This window comes from Pseudomonas sp. ICBG1301 (genome assembly GCF_016918385.1).
In the GTDB taxonomy this organism is placed as follows: domain Bacteria; phylum Pseudomonadota; class Gammaproteobacteria; order Pseudomonadales; family Pseudomonadaceae; genus Aquipseudomonas; species Aquipseudomonas palleroniana.
Genome location: NZ_JAEKGB010000015.1, coordinates 12818 through 27942 on the forward strand (window position 1 = coordinate 12818; position 15125 = coordinate 27942).

Genomic DNA, 15125 nt, shown 5'->3' on the forward strand with positions numbered 1-15125 from the left:
CTCCGGCCCTGTAAACCCTCCCACCATTTGAACTGCGACCGGTCAGTTGAGCCAGGGGTTGGCCGCGAGGTGCCGGCGTTCGAACGCCTGGATCTCATCACTGCGTTGCAACGTACTGCCGATTGCATCCTGCCCTAGTAGCAGCGCGTTCTTGCGCAGGGTGTCGATCTGGAACGGGATCACCTGGCCGTCCGCCAGGCCGATCTGTTGGGTCTGCAGGTTGATGCTGATCTGCGTCTGGTCGGGCTGGCTGACGGTTTGCCCGAGCTTGTGCAGTACCGCGTCCTCCAGGGTAATCAGCAACACCCCGTTGCGTTGGCAGTTGTCATAGAAAATCCCGGCAAAGCTGCTGCCGATGAGCGCACGAATGCCCATCTGCTTGAGGCCCCATACGGCGTGCTCACGGCTGGAACCACAGCCGAAGTTCGGCCCTACGACCATAAAACTCGCACCCTGCCAGGCCGGTTGGTTGAGCACAAACGCGGGGTTGGGTTCGCCGGACGCCAGAAAGCGCAAATCGAAAAACAGCCCACGGTCCAGGCCGCTGCGGTCAATGCCCTTGAGAAACTGCTTGGGCATGATCACATCCGTGTCGATATTGGCCGCCAGCATGGGCGCGGCCTTGCCGGTGACCAAGGTAAAGGGTTGCAGGCTCATAGGCGGTCTCCAAAGTCACGTATATCGGTAAGGCGGCCGGTGATCGCGGCGGCGGCGACCATCGCCGGGCTCATCAGATGGGTGCGTGCACCGGCTCCCTGGCGGCCTTCGAAATTGCGGTTGGTGCTGGAGGCGCAGCGGTCGCCGGGGGCCAGCACGTCGTCATTCATGGCCAGGCACATTGAGCAGCCCGACTGACGCCACTCGAAACCTGCCGCGATAAAGATCGCCGCCAGCCCTTCGGCCTCGGCCTGGTCGCGGACCTCGGTGGAACCGGGCACGATCATCGCCCGCACGTGCGCGGCCACCTGTTTGCCGCGCACCACGCTGGCAGCGTCGCGCAGGTCTTCAATACGGGCGTTGGTGCAGGAACCGATAAACGCATGGCTGATCACGATATCGCTCAACGGCATGCCGGCCTGCAGGCCCATGTAATTGAGGGCGCGGTGCATGTCCTGGCGCAGGATCGGGTCGTCGACGTCTTGCGGGTCGGGTACGCGCGCACCGATGGGCGCGGCCTGGTCGGGGCTGGTGCCCCAGGTGACCATGGGCTCCAGCGCGCCGGCATCCAAGTGCACTTCCTGATCGAACACCGCGTCGGCGTCCGAATGCAGTTGGCGCCAGCTCACCAGGGCCTGCTCCCATAATTCGCCCTTCGGCGCGCGAGGCTTGTCTTTGAGATAGGCGAAGACTTTTTCATCCGGCGCCATGAACGCGCCACGCGCCCCCGCCTCCACCGCCATGTTGCAGATGGTCATGCGCGCTTCGACGCTCAAGGCATCAATCGTGGAGCCGCGGAACTCGATGGCATAACCGGTAGCGCCGGATGCGCCGATCTGGCCGATCAGCGCCATGATCACGTCCTTGGAAGTCAGGCCGCTGGCTAACGCACCATCGACGGTGACGCGCAGGCTTTTCAGGCGTTTATAAACCAGCGTCTGCGAGGCCAGCAGGTGCTCGATTTCCGACGTGCCGATCCCAAAGCCGAACGCGCCCAGCGCGCCATAGGTGGTGGTGTGGCTGTCGCCGGCGGCAATCACCATGCCCGGCAGGATGAAGCCCTGCTCCGGCGCGATGACGTGTTCGATACCCTGGCGCTTGTCGAGAATGTCCAGCAACTCGATGCCAAAGTCCCGGCAGTTTTGCGCCAGGTAAGAGACTTGCCGGGCGCCGCCCGCATCCGGCATCGCCGCGATGCGCTGGGGCGTGGTCGGGTTCACATGGTCGACCACTGCCAGTGCCGTGCCTGGGCGCCATACGTTGCGCCCGGCCTCGCGCAAGCCGCTGAACGCCTGGGGGCTGGTGTATTCGTTGATCACCTGGCGGTCGATATACAGCAGGACATGGCCCTGATCATCCAGGGCACACACGGTATGGGCATCGATGTGTTTGTCGTAGAGGGTTCTGGCAGTCATTTTTCCTGGGGCTCACTCAACGGTGTGCGCCCATCCTACGCAGCGCCCCGGCGCCATCAATGGCAGCCGGGTGATAGCTGGGAACATGTTTCGTGTTCGATTCGGCCTTGAAATACACAAGCGATTTGAACCAGAAACATTTTCTTTCATTTTCCGCTTAGGGATTTCCCATTCTCATTCGTCTTAACTTAGATACAGCCCGTCGCGTCAGCAAAAGCTACGACCGGCCTTTTCCGGGCCTCCATCGCCCGCTCCGATCAAGACCCGCATTCACATGTCGAAGAAGTCGCGCTCAAAACTCTGGTTTCTCGTCCACAGCTGGCTGGCATTGCCCATCTGGTTCTTTGTACTGATCGTCTGCGTCACCGGCACCCTGGCAGTGGTCAGCCAGGAAATCGTCTGGCTCGCCAACCCGGATATCCGTGCGAGCAAACCGTCGGAGGATGCACCACTGCTGAGCTTTGACCAGGTGATCGCCGCGATCAAACAGGCCGAACCCCAAGTCATCGTGCAATCGATCATCCGCCCGGATGAATCGCACTTCGCCCTGAGCGTCGATCTCACCTACCCCGACGGGCGCTCGGTGGAGGCCTACGTCAACCCGTACTCCGGGGCGATCCAGGGCATCAGCCCGGCGTTCGACTTCAAGCAATTCACCCGTGCCCTGCACGGCTGGTGGCTGGTGCCGTTCACCAATGGCTACAGCTGGGGCTGGTACCTGGTGTCGCTGCTCGGCCTGCCGTTGCTGGCCTCGCTGGTCACCGGGCTGGTGGTGTACAAGCGTTTCTGGAAGGGCTTTTTCAGGCCGACCCTGCGCATCCGCCACGGCGCCCGGATCTTCTGGGGCGATTTCCACCGCCTGAGCGGGATCTGGTCGATCTGGTTCATCGCGGTCATTTCCATCACCGGCACCTGGTTCCTGATCCAGGCGATCCTGGGCGACAACCAGATTTCCATCTCCAGCGAACCCATCGTGCCAGTGATTGCCCGGGAGAAAGTGCCGCTGTCGGCCCCCGGCGTGCCGGCACCGAGGATCGCCCTGGACGACGCGATCAAGATTGCCGGCGAACGCATCCCGGGGCTGGACGCCACCTTCGTGTTCCTGCCGGGCAATGCCTACAGCCATCTGCAGATCGGCGGGCGCGGCTGGTACCCGTTGATGTTCCAGACCGCGCAACTGAACCCGTACAACGGTGAAATCGGTGTCTCGCACCTGCTGTCCGACCGTACCCCGCTGGAGTTCGTCACCGAGTCCATGCGCCCGCTGCACACCGGCGACTTCGGCGGCCTGTGGATCAAACTGATCTGGGCGTTCTTCGGCCTGGTGCTGAGCATGATGGTCTTGAGCGGCCTGCTGATCTGGACCAAACGCACCGCCCTGGCCACGCTCCATGCACTCAAGCGCGAAGCCAAGGCCCCACGGCAATCGGCGCCTATCCCGGTGCTGCAAGCTGAAACCACGGAGGGCCACTGATGAGCAAGGTCGTCGCGGCTGCCCCTTCGCCACTGCGGGCCTTCTGGCTGAAGTGGCGCTTCTATCTCAATGTGCTGCTGATCCTGATACCGCTGGGGTTCATGCCTCGCTACTTTTCCGAAGCGGCCCTGTTTCGCGGAGACAGCGGTATCGGCGAGCGAGTGGCTGGGGAAGTACAGGTCGGCCCCTGGAGCCTGACCCTCGCCGAATTTCGCAACGAAGGCCCACGCCCGGACCCGGCCGGCCCGATGAAATTCTTCAACGCAGCCCTGTGCGCCACGTGCACCGAACAGGTCAAGGCCACCTACTTGCGCATCGGCAAACCGCGCAGCCTCCGGGCCGCCGGGGTGATCTTCTTCGGTACGTTGTACCGCATGGGCGCGCTGTTGCCGGTGCCGGAACGCACGCCCGTCGATGCCGAACTGTGGGTCACCATGGAAGGCTGGGACGGCAGCATGCACCAGGGTTCCATCCCGCTGAGCCAGGCCTCGCCTGCCACCATTGCCTGGCTGAACAAGCAAGGAGTCAAACCATGATGTTGAGGCGCTTCTCCCGCGCAGTGCTATTGCTTTGCGCCGGTTTCAGTAGCGTGGCGCTAGCCCACAACCCGATGTGCGAATGCAAGGAAATCCCCGGCGAGCAGATCCAGTGCACAGGCGGTTTTTCCGACGGCAGCGGCGCGCCGGGCGTAACCCTGGATGTGATCGGCTACGACGAAACCATCCTGCTGCCCGGCAAGCTCGGCCAGGACTCGACCCTGACCTTCAAGAAGCCTTCCGCCGAATTCTACGTGCTGTTTGACGCCGGCCCCGGCCATGTCGTCGAAATCGACCAAGCGGACATCCAGCCACAATGAGTACCACACAGGTTGTACGCCCCGCCGGGGCCGGCCACGAAACCCTCTACGTGTTGCTGCTGTGCCTGGTCATCCTGGCAGTGGCCGGCAGCGTGGTGTCCCTGCATGGCCAGACCCAGGAGGTGGCCGCGGTGCCCAGCCATCAGCTGGATGCCCGTCGTGACCTGAGCCCCGCCGAACAAGGCATCTACGCCGACCTGCGGGTCACCCTCGATGAAATCCAACTGCTGCGACAAGAGCAGAACGCCCTGCCGACGCCCGAACAACTGGCCGAAGAAGGTTTTGCGCCGTTCGCCCAGGACGCCAGCTCAGTAAGCCGGGGCGGCCATCGCTGGCAATTGCTTGAGCCGGCCGCCTACCTGGGCTTGAGCCAGGTGCCCGGCACCAGCGGCTCATTGCTGATGCGTGTGCACGGTTCCGAAACGGATGTGTGGATCAACCGCCGAGCCGATCTCGCCGCCCCTTCCGACCTCACCGACCCGGCCCTGATTGCCGCCGGTTGGCAGCAGGTGGTCACGCAATTCGATGCCGGCGTGACCCGCCAGCACCGTCACTGAACGAGAAGACCGATTACCCATGTCTATTTCATCGCGCCTGTTACGCCTGTTGCTGGTTGGCCTCTGCAGCCTGGTGCTCGCCCCGCTCGCCAACGCCGAGGCGGCTAAACGCCTGCGCATCGGGATCACCCTGCACCCTTATTACAGCTACGTGACCAACATCGTCGGCGACAAGGCCGACGTGGTGCCATTGATCCCCGCCGGTTTCAACCCGCACGCCTACGAGCCACGCGCCGAAGACATCAAGCGCATCGGCACTCTGGACGTGATCGTGCTCAACGGCGTCGGCCATGACGATTTTGCCGACCGCATGATCGCCACCAGCGAGCGCCCGGACATCCCAGTGATCGAGGCCAACGCCAACGTGCCGTTGCTGGCCGCCACCGGTAACGCGGCCCGTGGCGCCGGCAAGGTGGTCAACCCGCACACCTTCTTGTCCATCAGCGCCTCGATTGCCCAGGTCAACAACATCGCCCGCGAACTGGGCAAACTCGACCCGGACAACGCCAAGACCTACACCCAGAACGCCCGTGCCTACGGCAAACGCCTGCGCCAGATGCGCGCCGACGCCCTGGCCAAGCTGACCCGCGCGCCCAACCCGGACCTGCGCGTGGCTACGGTGCACGCGGCCTATGACTACCTGTTGCGCGAATTCGGCCTGGAGGTCACCGCCGTGGTCGAACCGGCCCACGGCATCGAGCCCAGTCCCAGCCAGTTGAAAAAAACCATCGATGAACTGCGCGCCCTGGACGTGAAAGTGATCTTCTCGGAGATGGATTTCCCGTCCACTTACGTCGAGACCATCCAGCGCGAGTCCGGGGTCAAGCTGTACCCGCTGTCGCATATCTCCTATGGCGACTACACGCCTGAAAAGTACGAAGTGGAAATGACCCGCAACCTCGATACCGTGGTGCGCGCCATTCAGGAGTCAGGCGCATGACGGCGGCGCAACCTCTGAAAGTGGCCAGCATCGGCCCGACCCTCGACTTCGACAAGGTGTTGTTGACCCTGGGCCGCACGACGATTCTTGACGGCGTGAGCTTCCAGGTTCAGCCCGGCAGCATTCATGCGTTGGTCGGCCCCAACGGCGGGGGCAAAAGTTCGTTGATCAAGACCCTGCTGGGGCAAACCCCGCACCAGGGCCAATTGCGCCTGCACTGGCCGAACACGCCCGGCACCATCGGCTATGTGCCCCAGGCCCTGGAGTTCGACCGAGGCTTGCCGATGACCGTCGATGATTTCATGGCTGCCATGTGCCAGCGGCGCCCGGCGTTTCTCGGCCTGTCCAGGCATTACGCCGGCGCGATAGGCGAAGCGCTGGAGCGGGTGGGCATGCAGGACAAACGCAAACGACGCATGGGCGCACTCTCCGGTGGTGAGCGCCAACGGGTACTGCTGGCCCAGGGGCTGATCCCGGCACCGCAATTGCTGGTGCTGGATGAGCCGATGTCAGCCCTTGATGAAGCCGGTATCCAGGTGTTCGAACGCCTGCTCAACGACTGGCGCCTGAGCGGCCTCACCGTGTTATGGATCGAACATGACCTGCAAGCCGTGAGCCGCCTGGCCGACCGCGTCACCGGCCTCAACCGTCGGGTGCTGTTTGATGCCACGCCCAAGGAGGCGCTGACCCCGGAGCGCCTGTTGAGCCTGTTCTCCACCCACCCGCGGAGCCCGGTGCCATGAGTTATGAAGCCTTTCGCTTGATGGTCCAGGGCTGGGCCTCTTCCGGCTATCTTCCGGAGGCACTGGCCTACGGTTTTGTGGTCAACGCGCTGCTCGCCGGTTTGCTCATTGGCCCGGTGCTGGGCGGCCTGGGCACGCTGGTGGTGGTCAAACGCTTTGCGTTTTTCTCCGAAGCCGTCGGCCACGCCGCGCTGACCGGCGTGGCCGTGGGCATCCTGCTCGGTGAACCCTACACCGGCCCTTATGGCGCACTGTTCGGCTACTGCCTGCTGTTCGGCATCCTGCTCAACTACCTGCGCAACCGCACGGGCCTCGCGCCGGATACCTTGATCGGGGTGTTTCTCTCGGTGTCGCTGGCGTTGGGTGCGAGCCTGCTGCTGATCCTGGCGGGCAAGATCAACGTGCACATTCTGGAGAACGTACTGTTCGGCTCGGTGCTGACCGTCAATGGCAATGATCTGCTGGTGCTGGCAGTCGTCGGCGCACTAGTCATGGCCCTGGCCTTGCCGTTGTACAACCGCATCATGCTGGCCAGCTTCAACCCGCAGCTGGCGGCGGTACGCGGGGTGGCGGTGAAGACCCTGGATTATCTGTTCGTGATCCTGGTCACGCTGATCACCGTAGCGGCGGTCAAGGTCATCGGCGCGATCCTGGTGGGCGCGCTGTTGGTAATTCCGGCCGCAGCGGCGCGCCTGCTTAGCCAGTCGCTCAAAGGGTTCTTCTGGGTCTCGGTGGCGATCGCCACGGTGAGCACCCTGTGCGGCATCCTGTTGCCGATCATCTTCGACCTGCCCATCCCGTCCGGTGCCGCGATCATTCTGACGGCCGGCATCGCCTTTGCCTTTGCCGCCATCGCGCGCGGCACAGTGCCCAGCCTCAAAGGGAATCTTGGATAATGCACCCTGCCTTTCGCCCGCTGACCCTGGCCATTGCTTGTTTGCTGAGCACCTCGGCAATGGCCGCCGTCGACGGTTTCGACCCCAGTCACTTCAAGGTCAACCAGGGCCTCGGCCATGCCGCCCTGACCCAACCCCAGACGCCGGTCAAAGTCCTGGCCTCACTGCCGATCACCTACGGTTTGGCCGAGGTGCTGCTCAAAGGTACCGACGTGACACTCGAGCGAGCCGCCCCGGCCAACCTGCCGGGCTCGCGACAAGTGGCGTATTTCACCGGTCGCGGCGCGCAGGCTTTGAATGCCCTGGCGCAGGACGCCGACGCAGCCATCGGCTTGCGCTCACTGTGGGCGGATGATCCGCTCTACCCCGTGGCGCGACGCAGCAATATCCGTATCGTCGAAGTGGACGCTGCACGCCCGGTGGACGGTGGTTTGCCAGGCATTGCCCTACAGCCAGGCGCTACCGATGGCCTGAACAGCCAGCCGTGGCAATCGAGCAACAATATGGGACGCATGGCCGACGTGATGGCTGCCGACCTGAGCCGCCTGGCACCGGCCGCCAAGCCGACAATCGACGCCAACCTCGCCGCCCTCAAGCAGCGCCTGCTCAGGCTCACCGCCGACAGCGAGGCCAGATTGGCCAAGGCGGATAACTTGAGCGTGGCCAGCTTGAGTGATCATTTCGGCTACCTGGTCAGCAGCCTGAACCTGGAAGTGCTCAACACCGATGCACGGCCTGATGCAGAGTGGACACCCGAGGCATTGCAGCAACTCACTGCCGACTTGAAGGGCAACGATGTGGCGGTGGTACTGCATCACCGTCAGCCGAGCGAAGCCGTACAAACAGCCGTGACGGCAGGGGGTGCGCAATTGCTGGTATTGAAAGTCGACGGGGCGGACCCGGTGACTGAGCTGGAAGGCAATGTGGATCAAGTGATCAAGGCACTTGCCCCCTAGCAAGCCCGCTCACTACCGTTAAACCACATCCACGCCCACATGGATCGCATCGTGCCGCCAGAACTCCAGGTCGCAGTCGATCAACCGCTGATGCTGGTCATAATTGACCCGGGCAATCCGCAGGCCCGGGCTACCGACCGACACGCGCAACGCGGCGGCGGCTTCCACCGGCAAGGAGGTCGGTACGATCTCGAAGCGAACGCGGCCGTAATGCAGGTCGTACTTGCGTGCGTACAGCTCGGTCATTGACTGGTTCAGGTCGCACGCCAGGATCCCCGGGAAGTATTGCGGGTTCAGGTAGTGCTCCACATACAACACCAGACGCCCATCAATGCGCCGGCCCCGGCAAATCTGAATCACGCTGGACAGCGCCGGCAACTGCAACCACGCACACACGGCCGCAGAGGCCGGTTGCAGGCGTGCAGAAATCACTTCGGTCGACGCCACCCGCCCCTGGTCGCTGACCATCGCGTGAAAGTGGCTGCGCTGCATCAGGTTGTAGGCCAGCCGCGGCGGCGAGACAAACCAGCCACGGCGCTCCTCACGATAGATCTGGCCCTGGGCTTCCAGTTGTAACAAGGCTTCCCGCACGGTAATGCGGGTGGTACCAAACAACTCGCTGAGCTTGCGCTCGGCGGGCAATTTACTCGCAGGCGCCAACAAGCCATGGTCGATCTGCTCTTGCAGCGCCAGGCCGATGGATGTCACCGCCTTGATTGCCTCATCACGCATCAACGTTACCTATCTGGACTAGACCAGCACCGTTCAGGTGCATAAACCGCGCTGTATTCGGGCTTCCACTGCTGCCTGCCAGCGTAGGCACTACAGATGACCGGCAGATGACAACCCGTGCCGCCGCCCTGCTCCACACCCTGCAATACATCGGCCAAGTCCAGGGCCTGCGGGCACTTGAGCATGGTCTACGCTGAGTCTGAAGTGAGCGACATCGAGGATGTAAAAACGACATCGACATGAAACTGTCATCCAGTACGCCTAGATTGGCTCAGGTATTGCTGACCTAGACCAACACCACCGCAAACGTCGATAAAAAACGCAGCGTTGAAAACGCCCAAAGGAGCTTCGGATGAAACAGCTTTTCCTGGCATCACTGTTAGGCTCGACCATTGCCATGTGCACCGCCGCCATGGCCGCTGATACCGATTTGAAAACCTTGGAAGCCGCCGCGAAAGCGGAAGGCGCCGTCAACAGCGTCGGCATGCCCGATGACTGGGCCAACTGGAAAGGCACCTGGGATGACCTGGCCAAGACCTACGGCCTCAAGCACATCGATACAGACATGAGCTCGGCCCAGGAAATCGCCAAGTTCGCCGCCGAAAAAGACAACGCCAGCGCCGATATCGGTGACGTCGGCGCCGCCTTCGGCCCGATCGCGGTCAAACAAGGTGTGACCCAACCCTACAAACCGAGCACCTGGGCACAGGTCCCGGATTGGGCCAAAGACAAAGACGGCAACTGGGCCCTGGCCTACACCGGCACCATCGCCTTCATCGTCAATAAAAAGCTGCTGCACGGTTCCGAAGCCCCTAAAAGCTGGGCTGACCTGAAGACCGGTAAATACAAGGTTTCCATTGGTGACGTCAGCACCGCCGCCCAGGCCGCCAACGGCGTACTGGCTGCCGCCCTGGCCAACGGTGGCGACGAGAAAAACATCCAGCCGGCACTGCTGATGTTTGCGGAAATCGCCAAGCAAGGCCGCCTGTCGCTGGCCAACCCGACCATCGCCACCATGGAAAAAGGCGAAGTGGAAGTGGGCGTGGTCTGGGACTTCAACGGCCTGAGCTACAAGGCCAAGATGGCCAACCCGGATGATTACGTGGTGCTGATCCCATCGGATGGTTCGGTGATTTCCGGCTACACCACCATCATCAACAAATACGCCAAGCACCCGAACGCCGCCAAACTGACTCGCGAATACATCTTCAGCGATGCCGGCCAGACCAACCTGGCACGCGGCAACGCACGTCCGATCCGTGCCGAGCACCTGACCCTGCCTGCCGAGGTTCAGGCCAAGTTGCTGCCGAACGAGCAGTACAAAAAAGTCACGCCGATCAAAGATGCCGAAGCCTGGGAAAAAACCTCCAAGGCACTGCCGCAGAAGTGGCAGGAAGAAGTCATCATCAATATGCAGTAAGGCTTCAACCCACATTGGATGTCCATTGGATGTCCACTGAAGATCCAATGTGGGCGCGGGCTTGTGTGGGAGGGGGCTTGCTCCCGATAGCGGTGTGTCATTCAACACATGCATTGGCTGATCCTCCCCTAACGGGAGCCAGTCCCCTCCCACACCATTGACCCCGCTCCTCCAGAGAAATCGAGTCAAGCCCAACTGTTGCGGAGCCTCTCCCCCTATGAAGCACAACGTCATCCTTGTGGTGCTCGACGGCCTGAACTACGAGGTTGCCCGACATGCCATGGGGCATCTGCAGGCCTATATCGGCGCAGGACGCGCAGCGCTTTACAAACTGGAATGTGAATTACCGTCGCTCTCGCGGCCGCTGTATGAGTGCATCCTCACCGGTGTTCCTCCGATCGACAGCGGCATCGTGCACAACAACGTTTCACGCCTGTCCAATCAACGCAGCATTTTCCATTACGCCACCGACGCCGGGCTGACCACTGCGGCGGCGGCTTACCATTGGGTCAGCGAGTTGTATAACCGCACGCCCTTCATTGCCTCCCGTGATCGTCATACCGACGACCAGGCGCTGGCGATCCAGCACGGGCATTTCTACTGGAATGACCACTACCCCGATTCCCACCTGTTTGCCGACGCAGAAAGCCTGCGCTGCAAGCACACACCGGACTTCCTGCTGGTGCACCCGATGAACATAGATGACGCCGGCCACAAGCATGGCCTCGACAGCGCGCCGTACCGCAACAGCGCACGCTCGGCCGACATCATCCTCGCCGACTACCTGCAGGGCTGGCTCGACGCCGACTGCCAGGTGCTGGTGACCGCCGACCATGGCATGAACAACGATCGCTCCCACAATGGCCTGCTGCCGGAAGAACGGGAAGTGCCGCTGTTCGTACTGGGCTCGGCCTTCAACTTGAGTGCCACGGCAAGCCCCAAGCAAACCGAACTGTGCGGCACCGTCTGCGAACTGCTCGGTGTGCCCCACGACAAACCTGTCTGCCGGGAGCTGTTGAAGTGAACGCCATAACCCGTGGCAAATGGCTGGCGATCCTGTGCCTGGTACCGTTTGCGCTGTTCTTCATCGTGTTTGAGATCGCCCCGCTGGTGTGGGTCATGGTCAATAGCCTGCAATCGGAGGAGTTCGGCTGGGGCCTGGCCAACTTCACCAAGATCTTCAGTTCGAAGTTCTACCTGCAGGCCATCCAGTACAGCCTGGAGATCAGCTTCTACTCCAGTGTGTTCGGCATCATCATTTCGGTACTCGGCAGCTATTCGTTGCGCCGCGTGGACTCGCCCCTGCGCAACTTCGTGACGGCATTCGCCAACATGACCAGCAACTTTGCCGGCGTGCCCCTGGCGTTCGCATTCATCATCCTGCTGGGCTTCAACGGCAGCATCACGATCATGCTCAAGCAGGCCGGGATCATTCAGGACTTCAACCTGTATTCCAAGACCGGCCTGATCATTCTCTACACCTACTTCCAGATTCCACTGGGCGTGCTGCTGCTCTACCCGGCCTTCGACGCATTGCGTGAAGACTGGCGCGAATCGGCTTCGCTGCTCGGCGCCAGCGGCTGGCAGTTCTGGCGGCATATCGGCCTGCCGGTGCTCACCCCGGCGCTGCTCGGCACCTTCGTGATCCTGCTGGCCAATGCCCTCGGCGCCTATGCCACGGTGTACGCACTGACCACCGGCAACTTCAACGTGCTGCCGATTCGTATCGCGGCGATGGTCTCCGGCGACATCTCCCTGGACCCGAACATGGCCAGCGCCCTGGCCGTGGTACTGGTGGCGCTGATGACCGTCGTCACCGTGGTCCATCAACTGCTGCTCAAGAGGAGCTACCATGTCTCGCGCTGAAGCCGGCCCGGCCTCCCTCTACCATCGGGTCGTGGTGTACCTGCTGTTTGCGATCCTGGTGCTGCCTTTGGTAGGCACCTTTGTCTACTCCATCGCCAGCAGTTGGTCGGCGACGGTCCTGCCCGCCGGGTTTACCGTGAAATGGTACGTGCAACTGTGGAGCGACCCACGCTTCCTGGCGGCCTTCGGCCAGTCGTTGGTGGTGTGCGTGGGCGCGCTGATCCTGTCGGTGGTGCTGATTCTGCCGCTGCTGTTCGTGGTGCATTACCACTTCCCCAAGCTCGACGCCTTGATGAATATCCTGATCCTGCTGCCCTTCGCGGTACCGCCGGTGGTGTCGTCGGTAGGTCTGCTGCAACTCTACGGCTCGGGGCCGCTGGCGATGGTGGGCACGCCGTGGATTCTGATCGGTTGCTACTTCACCGTGGCGTTGCCGTTCATGTATCGGGCAATCACCAACAACCTGCAGGCCATCAACCTGCGCGACCTGATGGACGCGTCCCAACTGCTCGGCGCCAGCACCTGGCAGGCGGCGATCCTGGTGGTGCTGCCAAACCTGCGCAAGGGTCTGATGGTTGCGCTGCTGCTGTCGTTCTCGTTCCTGTTCGGTGAGTTCGTGTTCGCCAACATCCTGGTGGGTACCCGCTACGAGACCCTGCAGGTGTACCTGAACAACATGCGCAACAGCAGCGGCCACTTCACCAGCGCCGTCGTCATTTCCTATTTCTTCTTTGTGCTGGTGCTGACCTGGGCCGCCAATATCTTGAACAAGGACAAAAGCCAATGAGCTTCGTCAGCGTCCAACATCTGCAAAAAGGCTACGCAGGCACCCCGGTGTTCAGCGACATCAACTGCGAGATCGCCAAGGGCGAGTTCGTCACCCTGCTCGGCCCGTCCGGTTGCGGCAAGTCGACCTTGCTGCGCTGCATCGCCGGGCTGACCTCGGTCGACAGTGGGAAAATCCTGCTGGACGGGCAGGACATCGTTCCGCTGAGCCCGCAGAAACGCAATATCGGCATGGTGTTCCAAAGCTATGCGCTGTTCCCCAACATGACCGTGGAGCAAAACGTCGCCTTCGGCTTGCGCATGCAAAAGGTCAACGCCGATGACAGCCACAAGCGCGTGCAGGAAGTGCTGCAGTTGGTGGAGCTCAAGGATCTGGCCGGCCGCTACCCGCACCAGATGTCCGGCGGGCAATGCCAGCGCGTGGCTCTGGCGCGTTCCCTGGTGACCCGCCCGCGCCTGTTGCTGCTGGATGAGCCGCTGTCGGCACTGGATGCGCGGATTCGCAAGCACCTGCGCGAGCAGATCCGCCAGATCCAGCGTGAACTGGGCCTGACCACGATCTTTGTGACCCATGACCAGGAAGAAGCGCTGACCATGTCCGACCGCATCTTCCTGATGAACCAGGGCAAGATCGTGCAAAGCGGCGACGCCGAAACCCTCTACACCGCGCCGGTGGACGTATTCGCCGCCGGTTTTATCGGCAACTACAACCTGCTCGACGCCGACAAGGCCAGCCAGTTGCTGCAACGCCCGATCAGCGGGCGCATCGCGATTCGCCCCGAAGCCATCGAACTGAGCCGCAGCGGCGAGCTGGACGCAATGGTGCGCAGCCACAGCCTGTTGGGTAACGTGATTCGCTACCGCATTGAAGCGCGCGGCGTGGAGCTGGTGGTGGACGTACTCAACCGCTCGGCCGACGACCTGCACCCGGATGGGCAGCGCCTGGCACTTTCCATCGACCCCAGTGCATTGTGTGAAGTAGCCTGATGCAACGATTGACTTGAGAGAGCGTAACGGATGGCATTGGTAATTTTTGATCTGGACGACACCTTGATCCACGGTGACTGCGCCACCCTGTGGAGCGAACAGATGGGCCGGCTGGGCTGGGTCGACCCTGAGTCGTTCATGCGCAGGAACAACGATCTGATGGACGCCTACAGCCAAGGCAAGCTGCGCATGGAAGACTTCATGGATTTCAGCCTGGAGCCGATGATCGGCCGCACGCCGGAAGAAATCGAGCATCTGGTGGAGCCGTGGGTTGAAGATGTGATCGAACCGCTGATCTACAGCGATGCCACTCAGACCATCGCCCGCCACCGTGCAAAGGGCGACCGGATCCTGGTGATTTCCGCGTCGGGCACCCACCTGGTGAAGCCGATTGCGGCACGCATCGGTATCGACGAAGTGCTGGGCATCGAACTGGACATCAAGCATGGCGTGTACAGCGGCCAGACCGTGGGGGTACTGACGTATCGCGAAGGCAAGATCACCCGTTTGCTGGAGTGGCTGGAACAGGAAGGTGAAACACTGGAGGGTGCGTACTTCTACTCGGATTCGCGCAATGACCTGCCGCTGTTGAACAAAGTCGAGTTCCCACAGGCGGTGAACCCAGACCCGGTGCTGCGGGCCCATGCCGAACAGGCCGGCTGGCCGATCCATCATTGGGTCTGACACTGCCTCGGGAATTGTAATCCCAGTCAACATGTGGGAGGGGGCTTGCTCCCGATGGCGGGCATCAGATGAAACATTCTTCACTGAGACACCGCCATCGGGAGCAAGCCCCCCTCCCACATGGCGGGTCGCATTCCAACCCCAACCCGGTTTTAG

Annotated in this window: 17 protein-coding genes; 14 read left to right on the forward strand and 3 right to left on the reverse strand. The window is 62.0% G+C overall.

All coding sequences use genetic code 11. The features are described from left to right. Positions 1–42: 42 nt before the first annotated feature. Both leuD and leuC read right to left on the reverse strand, forming a co-directional pair. Positions 43–657, reverse strand: coding sequence for a 3-isopropylmalate dehydratase small subunit (leuD, locus tag JBE38_RS25675; protein ID WP_205345433.1), 615 nt, complete (start codon positions 655–657; stop codon positions 43–45). Next, entirely contained in the window at positions 654–2072 is a 1419-nt protein-coding gene (gene leuC / locus JBE38_RS25680; RefSeq protein WP_090365852.1) for a 3-isopropylmalate dehydratase large subunit, read from the reverse strand. The genes leuD and leuC overlap by 4 nt, the downstream gene beginning before the upstream one ends. Positions 2073–2346: 274 nt before the next feature. Here leuC and JBE38_RS25685 point away from each other — a divergent pair, with 274 nt between their 5' ends. Genes JBE38_RS25685 through JBE38_RS25720 form a run of 8 tightly spaced genes read left to right on the forward strand, consistent with a single transcriptional unit; the run spans position 2347 to position 8494 of the window. Further along, positions 2347–3546, forward strand: coding sequence for a PepSY-associated TM helix domain-containing protein (locus JBE38_RS25685; protein WP_205345434.1), 1200 nt, complete (start codon positions 2347–2349; stop codon positions 3544–3546). Continuing rightward, complete coding sequence (locus tag JBE38_RS25690; protein WP_205345435.1) at positions 3546–4082, forward strand: thiamine pyrophosphate-binding protein; 537 nt, start codon at positions 3546–3548, stop codon at positions 4080–4082. The genes JBE38_RS25685 and JBE38_RS25690 overlap by 1 nt, the downstream gene beginning before the upstream one ends. Then, the gene (locus JBE38_RS25695; RefSeq protein WP_205345436.1) at positions 4079–4402 is read left to right on the forward strand and encodes a hypothetical protein; all 324 of its coding nucleotides are present in this window, start codon (positions 4079–4081) and stop codon (positions 4400–4402) included. The genes JBE38_RS25690 and JBE38_RS25695 overlap by 4 nt, the downstream gene beginning before the upstream one ends. Continuing rightward, the gene (locus JBE38_RS25700; protein WP_205345437.1) at positions 4399–4959 is read left to right on the forward strand and encodes a DUF6162 family protein; all 561 of its coding nucleotides are present in this window, start codon (positions 4399–4401) and stop codon (positions 4957–4959) included. The genes JBE38_RS25695 and JBE38_RS25700 overlap by 4 nt, the downstream gene beginning before the upstream one ends. A 19-nt stretch (positions 4960–4978) precedes the next feature. Next, positions 4979–5899 carry a metal ABC transporter substrate-binding protein gene (locus JBE38_RS25705; RefSeq protein ID WP_205345438.1) on the forward strand — a complete coding sequence of 307 codons (921 nt, stop codon included), beginning with the start codon at positions 4979–4981 and terminating at the stop codon, positions 5897–5899. After that, on the forward strand, positions 5896–6642 hold the full coding sequence (locus tag JBE38_RS25710; RefSeq protein WP_205345439.1) for a metal ABC transporter ATP-binding protein: 747 nt from the start codon (positions 5896–5898) through the stop codon (positions 6640–6642). The genes JBE38_RS25705 and JBE38_RS25710 overlap by 4 nt, the downstream gene beginning before the upstream one ends. Beyond that, positions 6639–7538: a metal ABC transporter permease gene (locus tag JBE38_RS25715; RefSeq protein ID WP_090365864.1), complete on the forward strand. Its 900-nt coding sequence runs from the start codon at positions 6639–6641 to the stop codon at positions 7536–7538. Before JBE38_RS25710 ends, JBE38_RS25715 begins: the two co-directional genes overlap by 4 nt. Continuing rightward, positions 7538–8494: a metal ABC transporter substrate-binding protein gene (locus JBE38_RS25720; RefSeq protein WP_205345440.1), complete on the forward strand. Its 957-nt coding sequence runs from the start codon at positions 7538–7540 to the stop codon at positions 8492–8494. Before JBE38_RS25715 ends, JBE38_RS25720 begins: the two co-directional genes overlap by 1 nt. Before the next feature lie 18 nt (positions 8495–8512). Here JBE38_RS25720 and JBE38_RS25725 read toward each other — a convergent pair whose 3' ends face one another. After that, complete coding sequence (locus tag JBE38_RS25725; protein ID WP_090365867.1) at positions 8513–9226, reverse strand: UTRA domain-containing protein; 714 nt, start codon at positions 9224–9226, stop codon at positions 8513–8515. Between the two features lie 352 nt (positions 9227–9578). On the opposite strand from JBE38_RS25725, the gene JBE38_RS25730 reads away from it, so the two are divergent. The 6 genes from JBE38_RS25730 (at position 9579) to JBE38_RS25755 (ending at position 14969) form a co-directional block, all read left to right on the forward strand. Next, entirely contained in the window at positions 9579–10646 is a 1068-nt protein-coding gene (locus JBE38_RS25730; protein ID WP_060756974.1) for an ABC transporter substrate-binding protein, read from the forward strand. Positions 10647–10863: 217 nt separating this feature from the next. Next, positions 10864–11670, forward strand: a complete 807-nt coding sequence (locus JBE38_RS25735) for an alkaline phosphatase family protein (RefSeq protein WP_060756973.1) — start codon at positions 10864–10866, stop codon at positions 11668–11670. Then, the gene (locus JBE38_RS25740) at positions 11667–12512 is read left to right on the forward strand and encodes an ABC transporter permease (RefSeq protein WP_090365870.1); all 846 of its coding nucleotides are present in this window, start codon (positions 11667–11669) and stop codon (positions 12510–12512) included. The genes JBE38_RS25735 and JBE38_RS25740 overlap by 4 nt, the downstream gene beginning before the upstream one ends. Then, the gene (locus JBE38_RS25745; RefSeq protein WP_060756971.1) at positions 12499–13299 is read left to right on the forward strand and encodes an ABC transporter permease; all 801 of its coding nucleotides are present in this window, start codon (positions 12499–12501) and stop codon (positions 13297–13299) included. The genes JBE38_RS25740 and JBE38_RS25745 overlap by 14 nt, the downstream gene beginning before the upstream one ends. Further along, on the forward strand, positions 13296–14285 hold the full coding sequence (locus JBE38_RS25750; protein WP_090365872.1) for an ABC transporter ATP-binding protein: 990 nt from the start codon (positions 13296–13298) through the stop codon (positions 14283–14285). The genes JBE38_RS25745 and JBE38_RS25750 overlap by 4 nt, the downstream gene beginning before the upstream one ends. A 30-nt stretch (positions 14286–14315) precedes the next feature. After that, on the forward strand, positions 14316–14969 hold the full coding sequence (locus tag JBE38_RS25755) for an HAD family hydrolase (RefSeq protein WP_205345441.1): 654 nt from the start codon (positions 14316–14318) through the stop codon (positions 14967–14969). Positions 14970–15125 lie beyond the last annotated feature (156 nt).

Excerpts from the sequence above, each read along its gene's own strand:
- JBE38_RS25695 (WP_205345436.1), top strand. The coding sequence starts at position 4,079 with ATGATGTTGAGGCGCTTCTCCCGCGCAGTGCTATTGCTTTGCGCCGGT.
- JBE38_RS25750 (WP_090365872.1), top strand. The coding sequence starts at position 13,296 with ATGAGCTTCGTCAGCGTCCAACATCTGCAAAAAGGCTACGCAGGCACC.
- JBE38_RS25755 (WP_205345441.1), top strand. The coding sequence starts at position 14,316 with ATGGCATTGGTAATTTTTGATCTGGACGACACCTTGATCCACGGTGAC.
- JBE38_RS25710 (WP_205345439.1), top strand. The coding sequence starts at position 5,896 with ATGACGGCGGCGCAACCTCTGAAAGTGGCCAGCATCGGCCCGACCCTC.
- leuC (WP_090365852.1), bottom strand. The coding sequence starts at position 2,072 with ATGACTGCCAGAACCCTCTACGACAAACACATCGATGCCCATACCGTG.
- leuD (WP_205345433.1), bottom strand. The coding sequence starts at position 657 with ATGAGCCTGCAACCCTTTACCTTGGTCACCGGCAAGGCCGCGCCCATG.
- JBE38_RS25725 (WP_090365867.1), bottom strand. The coding sequence starts at position 9,226 with ATGCGTGATGAGGCAATCAAGGCGGTGACATCCATCGGCCTGGCGCTG.
- JBE38_RS25745 (WP_060756971.1), top strand. The coding sequence starts at position 12,499 with ATGTCTCGCGCTGAAGCCGGCCCGGCCTCCCTCTACCATCGGGTCGTG.
- JBE38_RS25690 (WP_205345435.1), top strand. The coding sequence starts at position 3,546 with ATGAGCAAGGTCGTCGCGGCTGCCCCTTCGCCACTGCGGGCCTTCTGG.
- JBE38_RS25715 (WP_090365864.1), top strand. The coding sequence starts at position 6,639 with ATGAGTTATGAAGCCTTTCGCTTGATGGTCCAGGGCTGGGCCTCTTCC.
- JBE38_RS25735 (WP_060756973.1), top strand. The coding sequence starts at position 10,864 with ATGAAGCACAACGTCATCCTTGTGGTGCTCGACGGCCTGAACTACGAG.
- JBE38_RS25685 (WP_205345434.1), top strand. The coding sequence starts at position 2,347 with ATGTCGAAGAAGTCGCGCTCAAAACTCTGGTTTCTCGTCCACAGCTGG.
- JBE38_RS25700 (WP_205345437.1), top strand. The coding sequence starts at position 4,399 with ATGAGTACCACACAGGTTGTACGCCCCGCCGGGGCCGGCCACGAAACC.
- JBE38_RS25720 (WP_205345440.1), top strand. The coding sequence starts at position 7,538 with ATGCACCCTGCCTTTCGCCCGCTGACCCTGGCCATTGCTTGTTTGCTG.
- JBE38_RS25730 (WP_060756974.1), top strand. The coding sequence starts at position 9,579 with ATGAAACAGCTTTTCCTGGCATCACTGTTAGGCTCGACCATTGCCATG.
- JBE38_RS25705 (WP_205345438.1), top strand. The coding sequence starts at position 4,979 with ATGTCTATTTCATCGCGCCTGTTACGCCTGTTGCTGGTTGGCCTCTGC.